The sequence below is a fragment of the Arcticibacter sp. MXS-1 genome, from assembly GCF_041902385.1.
GTDB lineage: Bacteria > Bacteroidota > Bacteroidia > Sphingobacteriales > Sphingobacteriaceae > Arcticibacter.
This window is the reverse complement of the sequence record NZ_CP169244.1, coordinates 2,665,436-2,678,728: the sequence shown is the minus strand read 5'-3', so window position 1 is coordinate 2,678,728 and position 13,293 is coordinate 2,665,436. Positions and strand designations below refer to the sequence as shown.

General features: G+C 48.2%; 11 protein-coding genes and 1 pseudogene. 9 read left to right on the top strand and 3 right to left on the bottom strand.

Annotation, left to right across the window (positions count from 1 at the left end; genetic code table 11):
• Positions 1–109: 109 nt before the first annotated feature.
• The 5 genes and pseudogenes from ACES2C_RS11630 to ACES2C_RS11610 all read left to right on the top strand — a co-directional run bounded on the left by ACES2C_RS11630 (position 110) and on the right by ACES2C_RS11610 (position 5,132).
• Positions 110–1,438, top strand: a complete 1,329-nt coding sequence (locus ACES2C_RS11630; RefSeq protein WP_374163276.1) for a cytochrome ubiquinol oxidase subunit I — start codon at positions 110–112, stop codon at positions 1,436–1,438.
• An 11-nt stretch (positions 1,439–1,449) separates the two neighbouring features.
• A pseudogene (locus ACES2C_RS11625) lies at positions 1,450–2,483 on the top strand (cytochrome d ubiquinol oxidase subunit II).
• A gap of 373 nt (positions 2,484–2,856) precedes the next feature.
• Positions 2,857–3,663: a serine O-acetyltransferase EpsC gene (epsC, locus tag ACES2C_RS11620; RefSeq protein WP_374163275.1), complete on the top strand. Its 807-nt coding sequence runs from the start codon at positions 2,857–2,859 to the stop codon at positions 3,661–3,663.
• An 11-nt stretch (positions 3,664–3,674) separates the two neighbouring features.
• Entirely contained in the window at positions 3,675–4,547 is an 873-nt protein-coding gene (cysM, locus tag ACES2C_RS11615) for a cysteine synthase CysM (RefSeq protein WP_374163274.1), read from the top strand.
• A gap of 144 nt (positions 4,548–4,691) precedes the next feature.
• Entirely contained in the window at positions 4,692–5,132 is a 441-nt protein-coding gene (locus tag ACES2C_RS11610; protein WP_374163273.1) for a hypothetical protein, read from the top strand.
• Positions 5,133–5,216: 84 nt separating this feature from the next.
• On the opposite strand, the gene ACES2C_RS11605 is transcribed toward ACES2C_RS11610, so the two are convergent.
• The gene (locus ACES2C_RS11605; RefSeq protein ID WP_374163272.1) at positions 5,217–6,236 is read right to left on the bottom strand and encodes a low specificity L-threonine aldolase; all 1,020 of its coding nucleotides are present in this window, start codon (positions 6,234–6,236) and stop codon (positions 5,217–5,219) included.
• 128 nt (positions 6,237–6,364) lie between these two features.
• On the opposite strand from ACES2C_RS11605, the gene ACES2C_RS11600 reads away from it, so the two are divergent.
• A complete protein-coding gene (locus ACES2C_RS11600; RefSeq protein WP_374163271.1) occupies positions 6,365–7,219 on the top strand; it encodes an N-acetylglucosamine kinase in 855 nt (284 codons plus the stop codon).
• Positions 7,220–7,304: 85 nt separating this feature from the next.
• On the opposite strand, the gene ACES2C_RS11595 is transcribed toward ACES2C_RS11600, so the two are convergent.
• On the bottom strand, positions 7,305–8,009 hold the full coding sequence (locus ACES2C_RS11595) for an NUDIX domain-containing protein (protein WP_374166946.1): 705 nt from the start codon (positions 8,007–8,009) through the stop codon (positions 7,305–7,307).
• 109 nt (positions 8,010–8,118) lie between these two features.
• On the opposite strand from ACES2C_RS11595, the gene pfkA reads away from it, so the two are divergent.
• The 3 genes from pfkA to gap are packed head-to-tail and all read left to right on the top strand — an operon-like array spanning position 8,119 to position 10,957.
• On the top strand, positions 8,119–9,102 hold the full coding sequence (gene pfkA / locus ACES2C_RS11590) for a 6-phosphofructokinase (RefSeq protein WP_374163270.1): 984 nt from the start codon (positions 8,119–8,121) through the stop codon (positions 9,100–9,102).
• Positions 9,103–9,108: 6 nt separating this feature from the next.
• On the top strand, positions 9,109–9,957 hold the full coding sequence (locus ACES2C_RS11585) for a hypothetical protein (protein WP_374163269.1): 849 nt from the start codon (positions 9,109–9,111) through the stop codon (positions 9,955–9,957).
• 4 nt (positions 9,958–9,961) lie between these two features.
• Entirely contained in the window at positions 9,962–10,957 is a 996-nt protein-coding gene (gene gap, locus ACES2C_RS11580; RefSeq protein ID WP_374163268.1) for a type I glyceraldehyde-3-phosphate dehydrogenase, read from the top strand.
• A 176-nt stretch (positions 10,958–11,133) separates the two neighbouring features.
• Here gap and glgB read toward each other — a convergent pair whose 3' ends face one another.
• Positions 11,134–13,101, bottom strand: coding sequence for a 1,4-alpha-glucan branching protein GlgB (gene glgB / locus ACES2C_RS11575; protein ID WP_374163267.1), 1,968 nt, complete (start codon positions 13,099–13,101; stop codon positions 11,134–11,136).
• Between the last annotated feature and the right edge of the window lie 192 nt (positions 13,102–13,293).

The window sequence follows — 13,293 nt, the reverse complement described above, 5'->3', positions numbered from 1 at the left end:
AATCTTTAATATTGCCGCATGCTCTGTGCAGGCAGGCGTGCACAACGGGTGGATAGAGCTTATCACAAGGGCACGCAGTCCTTTACATTAAACACTTCTCGCATAAGATATGAACGATTTTCTAGCTGCACGTTCACAGATGGCGGTCTCATTAGGCTTCCATATCGTGTTCTCCTGTATTGGGATGGTTATGCCATTCTTTATGGCTGTTGCGCATTACCTCTGGCTTAAAACAGGCAATCCCGTTTATCGGAACATCACCAGGGCATGGAGCAAAGGAGTGGCTATCTTCTTTGCCACAGGCGCGGTATCAGGAACGGTCCTGTCGTTCGAGCTGGGCTTGCTCTGGCCCACCTTTATGAAACATGCAGGGCCAATTTTCGGCATGCCCTTTTCGCTGGAGGGAACGGCTTTCTTTATTGAAGCCATTGCCCTGGGATTCTTCCTGTATGGGTGGAACCGCTTTAACCCCTGGTTTCACTGGGTAACCGGTCTGGTGGTTGGCATCAGCGGACTGGTCTCGGGCATCCTGGTTGTAGCAGCGAATGGCTGGATGAACAGCCCTGCAGGCTTCGACTACGTGAATGGGCAATATCTGAATATCGACCCCATAAAGGCGATGTTCAATGACGCCTGGTTCTCCCAGGCCCTTCACATGTGCCTTGCTGCCTTTGCCGCTACTGGGTTTGCGGTAGCGGGAGTGCACGCCATTATGATCCTTAAGAAGAAAAACGTGAACTTCCACACCCGGTCTTTCAAGATCGCTGCGCTATTTGGGGGAGTGGCCGCCATTCTGCAACCCCTTAGCGGCGATATTTCTGCAAAGGATGTTGCCCGGAGGCAGCCTGCAAAACTGGCTGCCATGGAAGCACATTTCCACACAGAAAAATCGGCGGCACTCGTGCTCGGCGGCATCCCCGACGAGAAGGGCCAAAAGGTTAACTACGCTATCAAGATCCCCGGCATGCTCAGCTATCTGGCAACAGGCGATTTCGACGCAGAGGTAAAAGGACTTGATACTATTCCGCCCGAAGACAGACCACCCGTTGCCATCACGCACTACGCATTTCAGATCATGGTTGGCTGCGGAATGTTAATGCTCATGATCGCCATTCTTTACTTTATAGCGCTATGGAAGAAAAAGCAATGGCTTGATAAGCGCTGGCTTCTTCAGCTCTTTGCTTTCGCTACCCCCTTTGGATTTCTGGCGGTGGAAGCCGGCTGGACAGTCACAGAGGTTGGACGGCAACCCTGGATCATACAGGGCATTATGCGGACAGCGGACGCCGTTACTCCTATGCCCGGTATCGTCTACTCCTTTTACGTCTTCACAGCTGTCTATGTATCGCTGTCATTTGTCGTGATCTTCATGCTATACCGACAGATCAAAATGGTCGACAAATTATATGATGTTCCATCCGACGAACTGTCACATTAAAAAATGAAATTATGTTGTACGTCGTAATCGTTTATCTCTGGGCTGCCATCCTTTTATACCTTTTACTGGGCGGAGCCGACTTTGGCGCCGGAATTATTGAGCTTTTCACATCTGCCGATAACAAGAAAGTGACCCGCAAAACCATGTACCGGGCAATAGGTCCGGTGTGGGAAGCCAATCATATGTGGCTCATTATCACCATTGTGATCCTGTTTGTCGGGTTCCCGACTATTTATTCCACCATGTCGGTTTACCTGCACATCCCGCTCGTACTGATGCTGCTCGGGATCATTGCAAGAGGAACGGCTTTCACTTTCCGCCATTACGACGCGGTGGTTGACGAAATGCAGGTGCTCTATAACCGGATCTTCGTATACTCCAGCTTTCTTACCCCCTCTTTCTGGGCATTATTGCGGGAAGCGCAGTGTCTGGTCACATTGATCCGAACGCACAGGATTTCCTCTCGGCATACGTATTCAGCTGGCTCGACTGGTTTCCGGTTTCTGTTGGTCTTTTCACTGTGGCTATCTGTGGCTTTCTTGCAGCTATTTATCTGGTTGGGGAGACCGACAATATTGCCGACCGGATGAGGTTCATCCGAAAGTCGAAGCAGATGAGCATCGCCGCTGTGATCTGCGGGGCAGTGGTCTTTACTGTTGCTTATATGGAGGGAATTCCCCTGCTTAGCTGGATCTTCGGCAATGCAGCAGGTCTTGCAGCTATCATTGCTGCTACCATCTCCCTGGTCATTCTGTGGTACCTCCTCAGTAAAGAAAAAAGCGGCATGTTGCGGATTCTGGCAGGCTTCCAGATAACCATGATCCTGTTCGCTGCTACAGTACATCACTTTCCGAAGATTGTGGTGCTGAAGGGAGGCAGCTATCTTTCCTTACTTGAGCACAGCGGGAACGAGAAGGCCATCAGCATGCTTGCACTTGCCCTGCTGCTGGGAAGTATTTTTATCTTACCGGCCCTTTTTTATCTGATTTATAGTTTCCAGAAAAACACTCATGAGCCGCGCTCTAAAACGGGAGATGAAAGCTGATGAGTGTTCTTTGTGGGCATTAAAACTTAGCGAAGCGATCTCATTGAGGCCTTTAAAAAGCATTTAATTATCTCAATAAAACAAATAGACTTTTCAAAAAAGCAGGCATAGAAGGGATCCTGCTGTAATGGCTATGAAACGGGCCGGTTTAAAGGGAAAGAAGAAGAATTAGCCTACCTTCTTCTTTCGCCGTTGCGGGCGCAACTCTTGAAGGGTTCTTACAGCCGTGCTAGCTTTCGTGCCGTTTCCGTCTGGACGGCAGAGAAGACGGAGGCTGGCAAAGACCGTTTTTGCAGAGCAATTTTGACAAGTAAAAGTTCTTTTTCCTAACATTGCATAACGAATGGATATTATGGGGGAACGACCAAGCAATATGAACAGAGATTTTTATCAGCACCTGTTTGACAAACACCAGCATATAGAAGCCGTTCCTTCCAACAAGGAAATAGCCGCATGGGCTTTAGGCCTGATACGACTCTTATATCCAGAGCAGTCAAAACGCCTTTACAATTCAATCCGGGAAATAGAAGACGAGATCAGCGCATCGCAGATCCAGCTGAAAAAGATCATGGATTCGACCGGAGCCTGCGAAAGCTGCAATAGTGAAGAGGCGGCAAGGGCGTTCTTCTCGCGTATTCCGGAGCTCTACCGGGTATTGAACACTGACGTATCCGCCATTCTGGAGGGAGACCCTGCCGCGCGGAGTGAATTTGAGGTGATCAGAGCTTACCCGGGCTTTTATGCCATATCCTTCTACCGGCTTGCACATGCCCTGCTTTCTCTCGATATTCCCCTGCTGCCACGGATCCTGACCGAATATGCACACTCGAAGACAGGCATCGATATACATCCCGGAGCCAAAATAGGCGAGTATTTGTATATTGACCATGGCACGGGCATTGTAATAGGAGAAACAACCGAAATTGGCCACCATGTAAAACTCTATCAGGGCGTTACCCTGGGCGCCCTGAGTGTAGAAAAGAGCATGGCCTCTGTTAAAAGACACCCTACAGTGGGGCACCATGTGGTGATCTACTCAGGGGCCACCATATTGGGCGGAGACACCAACATCGGCGACAACAGCATCATAGGCGGGAACGTATGGCTGACAAAGAGCGTTCCTGCGGGCTCGGTGGTATACCATGAGCCCCAGATAAAAGTATTAGAACGAAAATTTTAAACATCAACGAAATGGCAGGCATAATAGATTTAGTGGGAAACACTCCTCTGGCGGAAATCGTGAAACTGAACAGGAACCCCCGGGTGAAAGTCTACGCGAAGCTTGAAGGCAATAACCCGGGGGGCAGCGTAAAAGACAGGGCGGCCTTATTCATGATTAGAAATGCCATAGAAAGAGGTGATATTAAACCCGGCATGAAGCTTATTGAAGCAACGAGCGGCAACACCGGAATCGCGCTGGCAATGATGGCCAGATTGTTCGATCTGCAGCTTGAGCTCGTTATGCCATCTAACTCTACCCGCGAGCGAACGCTCACGATGGAAGCCTTCGGCGCGAAAGTGATCCTGCTCGACAGTATGGAAACCTGCCGCGATTACGCGGAGGAAAAGGGGACAGGATCTGACTACTTTCTGCTTAACCAGTTTTCCAATCCCGACAACTACAAAGCACACTATCATACCACCGGTCCGGAAATATGGCGCGATACCCAGGGGTCTATCACCCACTTCGTGAGCGCAATGGGTACCACCGGAACGATCATGGGCAACTCCATCTATCTGAAGGAACAAAACCCATCCGTTCAGATCATCGGATGCCAGCCCTCGGAAGACTCTTCAATACCCGGAATACGGAGGTGGCCTGAAGCCTATTTACCTAAGATCTTTGATGCCAGCCGTGTAGACCGCATTATCGACATTTCGCAGGAGGACGCTACGCGGACCACAAGAGAGCTCGCCCGCACCGAAGGAATCTTTGCAGGCATGAGCAGCGGTGGTGCTGCCTACGCGGCCCTGAAGCTAGCTGAGGAACTGGAGTCGGGTGTGATCGTATTTATCGTTTGCGACAGAGGCGACCGTTATCTTAGCAGCGATCTCTTCGGCTAAGGAAATCAAAATACGCACCCAAATAAACAATTTGCGCTGATAATCCTTTTTAGTCTACATATGCTACCAGCATGAGCAAATCATCAGGAAGGTGAAAATAACATGCGGATAGAGGGCTTTGCCTTTAAAACACAAATACCATATATGAAAATATTATCAGCTATTGGGGGCGGACTAGCAGGAGCTCTTGCAGTTACCCTGATTCACGAAGTTGTTAAAAGAGTTGACAGTGAAGCACCCCGGATGGATCTTCTGGGCATGGATGCACTTTCGAAAATATTGAGGCACTCCGAACAGCCGGTCCCCTCGGAAGACAAGCTGTTTAAAGCGACCCTGGCGGGTGACATTATCAGCAATGCCGCCTACTATAGCTTTGCGGTAGCCCGCAACAAGAAAGTTTGGACAAGCGGATCGTTACTTGGTCTGGCTGCCGGAATAGGTGCAGTAGTGTTGCCAAAGTACATCGGCCTTAACCCCGCCCACAGCAACAAAACGGCGAAGACTCAGATCCTTACCACCTCTCTTTATCTGGCCGGAGGACTGATTGCATCGGCCGTAGCAAAGAGCCTTGACAAAAAGCGTTAACAGAAACTAAAAGGTGTGTGAGCTGGCTGGCGAAAGACATTCCGTCAGCCATCTCACACACCTCCCCCGCCTTTCAGCTCTGTGCTAATATGCCTTTTTAAGCACCTCCACCGTATACCCTACCATGTCGGCATTCACGTCAAGATGAGTCACAAAGCGGATCGACTGGTAGCCAAACTTACTGCATTTCACACCATGTGAAGCCAGGGTGTGAACAAAGTCGTCGGCGTTAATTTTCTCATTCAGCCGGAAAATGACAATGTTCGTTCGTACAGGCAATATTTCCTCCACGTACGAGAGATTCTGGAGTTGCTCCCCAATAATTCTTGCGTGCACGTGATCTTCCTTGAGCCGATGTACGTGATGATCGAGGGCATAGATGCCTGCAGCAGCCAGATAACCGGCCTGCCGCATCCCGCCGCCCATTGCTTTCCTGATACGCTTCGCTCTCTGTATGGTGTCTTCACTTCCCAGTAAAACAGAGCCAACGGGTGCCCCGAGTCCCTTTGAAAGACAAACAGAGATTCCATCGAAGAATCGTCCGTATTCTCTTGCCGCGTCTCCGCTTTCCGCAAGAGCGTTAAAGATCCGTGCGCCATCAAGATGCAGACTTAGCTTTTTAAGGCGGCACAGATGATAGATCGGCTCAATCTGGTCAAGGGTATAGTAACTCCCTCCTCCCTTGTTAGCCGTGTTTTCCAATACAACAAGAGAAGTCCTGGGGTAATGAATATCAGCCGGGTTGACATGTGGTTCGATAAGCTCAGCGGTGAGCCTGCCCCTGTTGCCTCTCAGGAGCTTTACAGAAGCTGCGGAATTGAACGCTATGCCGCCACCCTCGTAGCGGTAAACGTGAGATGACTCGTCACAGATCACTTCATCCATGGGCTGGGTGAAGCACTTGATGGCGATCTGGTTGGTCATTGTTCCCGAAGGGCAGAACAGACCTGCGGCCATACCAAACATCCCTGCAAGCTTTTCTTCCAGCGCGCTAACCGTCTCATCTTCCTCCAGAACGTCATCCCCTACTTTTGCAGCAAACATTGCCTCCAGCATCGCTGTTGTAGGCTTTGTTACCGTATCACTTCTAAGATCAACTATCATAACACAAATACATTATAGTGTAAATGTAATAATGCCATTAAAAACCGAAAGATTTTTATGCAATCTTCAGGAAATATTTACTTTTAACCTTTATTTATGTTCTCTAACTTAACTATCAAGTACCGAAAATGATTATCATAGCCGATGGGGGATCAACAAAAACGAACTGGTGTCTCCTGAACAATGAAAACAAAAAGATCTATTTTAACACCGAAGGATACAATCCCTACTTTGTGTCGAAAGAGTATGTGATTGAATCGCTCAGGAAAAACCTGCCGGATGATCTGGACTTTGAGAACATCACAGAAGTGAACTTCTATGGAGCCGGTGTTCATAACGAGGAAAAAGTGGCTATTCTGGAAGAGGCGCTGGGTACTGTATTTACGAAGAGCTCAATCTTTGTCGGTCACGATCTTCTTGCTGCTGCACGGGCATTACTGGGTACTAATGCAGGCTTTGCTGCCATCCTGGGAACCGGCACAAATACCTGTATCTACGACGGCGAAGGCATCGAATATCAGATTGATTCGGCTGCTTACATTCTCGGTGATGAAGGCAGCGGATGCTATATCGGAAAAAAGCTTCTGACTGACTATCTGAGAGGATATATGCCGAAGGCTGTCCGCGAAACCTTCTGGAAGACCTATCAGCTAACCCCTGACGATATTCAGGAAAACGTTTACTCCAAACCTCTGGCAAACAGGTTCTGCGCCAGCTTCAGCAAGTTTGTATACGACAATACAGACAACATTGAGTATACCCATAACCTGGTTAAATCATCGTTTAATGATTTCTTCAAAAATCTGGTAAGCCATTATCCGAATTACCAGGACTATGAATTTAACTGCATCGGCTCGGTAGCTTATAACTTCAGAAATGTACTGGAGGAAGTAGCCACTGAATACGGAATGAAGATGGGTACTATTATCCGTTCTCCAATAGACAATCTGGTGAAGTTCCATATTGAACATCCCGGAAAGTAAAACATACCGCATCCGCTGTTGCCCCGGCCCTTTGGTTTGAGGTAATAGCGGATGCGCTATTTCCCGCCTCTGTACAGCTTCCCTCCTACTCGTCCTTCACGAAGGAAAGCTCCTTATGAAACTGCCGGTTGTATTTACGCCTGTCAAACTTATAATACTTTGCCGCACGATAAGACACCCCCTGTTGCTTTTCGTCGAGCTCCTTTAGTATGTCGTAATTCAGCATTTTTTTCCTGAAATTCCTCTTGTCAAGCTTCTTATTCAGGATTGCTTCATAGAGGTTCTGCAGCTGGGTGAGGGTAAACTTCTCTGGCAGCAGCTCAAAAGCGATGGGCGAATAGCTGATCTTCCGCCTGATCTTTTGCAGGCTCTTCTCGAAGATGAGGGAATGGTCGAATGCGAGCTTCGGCAGGTCGGAGACGGGATGCCAGAAAGCTTTCTTGACAAAGGCAGAAGAAGGACGCAGATCGTCTTTCTTACCGGTAAGCCGCATCATGGCATAGTAGGCAATGGTGATCAGGCGCCCCTGCGGGTGCCGGTTTACGTCGCCGAAGGTATAGAGCTGCTCAAGGAAGATATCTTTTAGTCCGGTAAACTCGAACAGGATCCTTTCTGCTGCTTCCTCAATGCCCTCATCAGGCTCCACAAGGTAGCCGGGCAGCGCCCACCAGTCCTTGTACGGCGCTTCGTTACGTTCTATAAGTAAGACCTTTAACACTCCTTCTTCAAACCCGAAGATGACACAGTCAACGGAAAAGACGGATTCGAATTTTGGCAGTTCCTGTTCCAAGGCAAGTTCTATGATGATTCTTGTCACAAAAATGGAAAAAATAATTATATTTTCTCTTAGTGTAATACTTACAACTTATATTCGCCCTAGTTTATTAAAAAATACTACAATGGCCAGTATAAATAAGATCGGTGTTTTTACTTCAGGAGGAGACGCACCAGGCATGAATGCCTGTATCCGCGCAGTAGTTCGTACGGGCATTTATCTTGGGAAACAAGTAGTTGGGATACATCAGGGTTACCAGGGAATGATCGACAAAAAGTTCACTAACATGGATGCCCGTTCCGTCAGGAACATTATCCAGCTTGGTGGAACTGTACTTAAGACTGCCAGGTGTGTGGACTTCAGAACCTACGAAGGACGTAAAAAGGCGTATGACAACCTCAAGGAAGAAGGCATAGATGCCCTTGTTCCTATCGGAGGCGACGGGACCTTCTCAGGCGCCGAAGAGCTTTCAAGAGAATTTGATATTCCGGTGATCTGTGTGCCGGGAACTATTGATAACGACCTTTACGGATCTGACTTTACTTTAGGTTATGACACGGCTACCAACACCGTGATCGAAGCCATCGATAAGATCAGAGATACCGCTGCTTCTCACGACAGACTTTTCTTCGTAGAAGTAATGGGACGTGACTCCGGCTGTATCGCCCTCCACGCAGGGGTTGCAGGCGGTGCTGAAGCAATCCTGCTTCCTGAAAAGGAAACAGCGATCGACGACCTGATCCACAAGCTGGAAGAAGGGGCGCTGAGTAAGAAGAGCTCATGTATCGTGATCATTGCTGAAGGCGACAAAAACGGCGGAGCATACAACGTTGCAAAGCGTGTAAAAGAGAAATTCAACTTCTACGATATCAAAGTGACTATTTTAGGACACTTGCAAAGAGGTGGAACTCCAAGCAGCTTTGACCGTGTACTGGGAAGCCGTATGGGATATGCCGCTGTTAAAGCCCTGTTAGCCGGTGAGAACCGCAAGATGGTAGGCTTAAGAGGCAATGAAATTAAATTGACTGACCTGGAAGACGCCATTCACAATCACTCTTTCAAACTGGAAGAAGATTTGCTGGATATGGCTACCATCCTGGCAATATAGGAGAAGATGATAGCTGTTGTTTATAGTGGTTCACGCAATGCCGATTGGAAACTCTCTGAGAAGGGGAAGATCGTGTGTGACCTAAAAACAGCAGGAATCAACCCGTTCTTTAACGACGAAAGAGCGATCAGCAGCGTCCTGAATAAAAACAACGAACTGATCAATCACGCCGAGCAGATCCGCAAGATCTACTTCTTCGGAGCCGGAGCCTCTTCAAAAGAACGGCAGCGAGTTGTCGCAAATGCCTTTGGCAGCTTTTTCCGGAACAGTAAAATCGTAGTTGCTCACGACCTGAAAGCAGCCGCCCTTGCCACCTGCGGAGATAGTCCAGGCATAGTGGGCATTCTGGGGAGCGGAGCAAATGCAGCTTACTTCAACGGCAAAAAGATCAAGCAAAACAACTTTGGAATGGGCTATATACTAGCCGATGAAGGATCATCGAACTGGCTGGGGCGCTGTCTTCTGAGGGACTATTTCACAGGAGTATTGCCTAAAGAGTTCGAAGACCGGTTCGTGCAGAAGTATAACCCCGACCGCAAGCTAATCCTTGACAAGGTCTATAAGCAAACCAATCCTGTTCTTTTCCTTAGTTCGTACACTGATTTCCTGATTGAAAACCTCGACCAGAACTATGTGCGTACGCTGGTAAAGACAGGCTTCAGGCTTTACTTCGAAAACTACGTAATGCCGCTGGTGGCTAAACATCCCGGATTGCCGCTCCATTTTACCGGACCGGTAGCCGCGGGTTTCCAGCAAGCTTTAAATGATGTAGCATTGGAAAACAATCAAACCATTGCGTCTATTATTAAAAGACCTATTTATAACATATTAAATTATTACACCAATAAAAATTAACAAAATGAAAGTAGGAATTAACGGATTCGGCCGTATCGGTCGTTTAGCATTCAGGGCTGCTGTTGAGCGCGGCGATATTGAAATTGTTGGGATTAATGACCTTGTAGAGCCAGATTACATGGCGTATATGCTTCGCTACGACTCTACTCACGGTAAGTTTAACGGAACAGTTGAAGTAAAAGACGGCAACCTGGTTGTGAACGGCAAAACTATCCGTGTTACTGCAGAAAAAGATCCTGCAAACTTAAAGTGGGGAGAAGTAGGTGCTGAAGTTGTAATTGAATCTACTGGTTTATTCTTAACTCAGGAAACTGCAGGAAAGCACATTCAGGCTGGTGCTAAGAAAGTGGTAATGTCTGCACCTGCAAAAGACGACACCCCTACATTTGTAATGGGTGTTAACCACAAAGAACTGAAAGCTGATCAGACTATCGTTTCTAACGCTTCTTGTACTACTAACTGTCTTGCTCCTATTGCAAAAGTTCTGAATGATAAATTCGGCATCATCGAAGGTTTAATGAGTACTATCCACGCAGTTACTGCTACTCAGAAAACAGTTGATGGTCCTTCTGCAAAAGACTGGAGAGGCGGACGTGGTGCTTACCAGAACATCATTCCTTCTTCTACAGGTGCTGCTAAAGCTGTAGCTCTTGTAATCCCTGCATTGAAAGGAAAACTTACTGGTATGTCTTTCCGCGTTCCTGTGCCTGACGTATCTGTGGTTGACTTAACCGTTCGTCTTGAAAAACCAGCTTCTTACGCTGATATCAAGGCTGCAATGAAAGAAGCTTCTGAAGGCGAATTAAAAGGCATCTTAGGCTACACTGAAGATGATGTGGTTTCTCAGGATTTCTTAACTGACTCCCGCACTTCTATCTTCGATGCAAAAGCAGGTATCGCTCTGAACGAGAACTTCGTGAAAGTAGTTTCCTGGTATGATAACGAATGGGGTTATTCTAACAAACTGATTGACCTTGTTGAACTGATCGGAACATTGTAAGATCAGGCATCAACAATACATAAAAAAAGGAGGCTGAATTCAGTCTCCTTTCTTTATGTTATTTATGCGTCTCTAAAGGGCGGAACCGATGTTTAGCTATTTGATATCCTGCTCCTCATATTGTTCAGCAGCACTCCGGACCGCGAATCCTCCTGGCAACTCCTGATACTCCCCGACTACCAGAACTTGGCCTTTCTGTTAAACCTCTTCAGCACCAAAGCCGACAAAGGCGGCAACTGCAGTACAGCCGACTGTTCTCTCCCCTGCCAAGGCATCTGCTGAGTGGTGATCGCGTAGTTCAGCTCGTAACCGCTTCCATAATACTTCACTTCGTCAGAGTTGAAAATAATCTGCCAGTCGCCATGATATGGGAGCCCTACACGGTAGTTTTCCCTCGGCACCGGAGTCATATTAAGAACGATGACCAGTTTTTCTTCACCGACCTCTCCCCTTCTGCAATATACAAGGACTGAGTTCTCAGCATCTCCTGATTCTATCCAACGGAAACCCTCCCACTCGAAATTGCGTTCGTATAGCGCTCCTTCTGTCCGGTAAAGGTGATTTAAATCTTTCACCAGCTCCTTCATCCCCTGATGTGGTTTAAAGTCCAGGAGGTGCCAGTCAAGCGACTGCTCAAAGTTCCATTCCCTTGTTTGCGCAAATTCGGCGCCCATGAACAGGAGCTTTGACCCCGGGTGAGTGAACATATAGGAATATAGAACCCGCAGATTGGCAAACTTTTGCCATTCGTCTCCGGGCATCTTATAGATCAGCGACTTCTTGCCGTAGACAACTTCGTCGTGCGACAGCGGAAGCATAAAGTTCTCTGTAAAGGCATACACGGTGCTGAACGTGATCTGACCGTGGTAGTAGCGCCTGTGTATAGGGTCCTGCTCAAAGTACTTCAGCGTGTCGTGCATCCATCCCATCATCCACTTCATACCAAAGCCAAGGCCTCCGCTGAAGACCGGCCTGCTGACACCAGGAAAAGCGGTAGACTCTTCTGCAATAGTCTGCACATCGGGGAACTGTCCGTATACAGCCACGTTCAGCTCCTTCAGGAAGCTGATTGCCTCCAGGTTCTCTCTGCCGCCAAACTGATTGGGGATCCACTCCCCTTCTTTTCTCGAATAGTCGCGGTACAGCATGGAGGCTACAGCGTCTACACGCAGCCCGTCGATGTGGTAACGATCAAGCCAGAATAGCGCGTTACTGATGAGGAAAGAGCGTACCTCGTTGCGCCCATAATTGAAGATATAGGACTTCCAGTCGGGATGAAACCCTTCCTTCTCATTAGAATGTTCATAGAGGTGGGTCCCGTCGAACTTGAAGAGGCCATGCATATCGCCGGGAAAGTGCGACGGCACCCAGTCGAGCACAACTCCAATTCCGTTAACATGCAGCTGTTCGATCAGATACATCAGATCCTGCGGGGTTCCATAACGGGAAGAAGCAGCAAAATAACCGGTTACCTGATAGCCCCAGGACGGGTAGTATGGATGTTCCATCAAAGGCATAAACTCGACGTGCGTGAAGCCCATTTCCTTGATGTAGGGCACCAGCTTATCGGCCACGAGCCGGTAACCGAGGAATTCATCGGGAGCATCAGGACTGCGCATCCAGGACCCGAGGTGGATCTCGTACACCGACCAGGGCTTCTTAAGCCCGTTCCGCTGAAAGCGGGAAAACATCCACTCCTGATCTGTCCATTCGTACCAGGTGTCCCATACGATCGATGCGGTGTGCGGCGGCAGCTCCCATCTCAGTGCGTAAGGATCTGACTTTTCAAGTCCTTCGTCTGAAGGGCCGACGATGAAGTACTTGTATACCTCTCCAACGCCCACGTTAGGTATGAATCCCTCCCATATGCCCGAACTGTCCCAGCGCGGGTACAGATGATGTGACTCGCGGTTCCAGCCGTTGAAATTTCCGATCACGGAAACATTTCTTGCACTGGGAGCCCATACAGCGAAATAAGTTCCCGTAGGCCCCCCATCCGGCTCCACCACATGAGACCCCAGTTTCTCATACAGCTTATAATGTTTACCGGCTTTGAAGAGATGAATATCATAATCGGTAAATCTGGAGTACGACCTGACATTCGGTTGAGGAGAGTTATCTGAACTTTTTTTCCTGGACTTCATATTTATTTTACGTGCATCATTAACACTTCTATCCTGCTGAAGTTTGTTTGCAGCCTTGATAATGTTTATTTCCTTCTACCTAATACTACATTCAAAAACGGGAAAAAGGCTGCCGCAGATGAAACGCTTTCATGTGTATGCACAAGGAGCCGCTTCAATCCGGGTAATCCTAACGCCCGCGCTATTCTATTC

What these genes read in the sequence shown, in the direction of transcription:
- ACES2C_RS11610 (WP_374163273.1), top strand. Translation starts at nt 4,692, where the DNA reads ATGAAAATATTATCAGCTATTGGGGGCGGACTAGCAGGAGCTCTTGCA.
- ACES2C_RS11585 (WP_374163269.1), top strand. Translation starts at nt 9,109, where the DNA reads ATGATAGCTGTTGTTTATAGTGGTTCACGCAATGCCGATTGGAAACTC.
- pfkA (WP_374163270.1), top strand. Translation starts at nt 8,119, where the DNA reads ATGGCCAGTATAAATAAGATCGGTGTTTTTACTTCAGGAGGAGACGCA.
- glgB (WP_374163267.1), bottom strand. Translation starts at nt 13,101, where the DNA reads ATGAAGTCCAGGAAAAAAAGTTCAGATAACTCTCCTCAACCGAATGTC.
- ACES2C_RS11605 (WP_374163272.1), bottom strand. Translation starts at nt 6,236, where the DNA reads ATGATAGTTGATCTTAGAAGTGATACGGTAACAAAGCCTACAACAGCG.
- gap (WP_374163268.1), top strand. Translation starts at nt 9,962, where the DNA reads ATGAAAGTAGGAATTAACGGATTCGGCCGTATCGGTCGTTTAGCATTC.
- epsC (WP_374163275.1), top strand. Translation starts at nt 2,857, where the DNA reads ATGAACAGAGATTTTTATCAGCACCTGTTTGACAAACACCAGCATATA.
- ACES2C_RS11630 (WP_374163276.1), top strand. Translation starts at nt 110, where the DNA reads ATGAACGATTTTCTAGCTGCACGTTCACAGATGGCGGTCTCATTAGGC.
- cysM (WP_374163274.1), top strand. Translation starts at nt 3,675, where the DNA reads ATGGCAGGCATAATAGATTTAGTGGGAAACACTCCTCTGGCGGAAATC.
- ACES2C_RS11600 (WP_374163271.1), top strand. Translation starts at nt 6,365, where the DNA reads ATGATTATCATAGCCGATGGGGGATCAACAAAAACGAACTGGTGTCTC.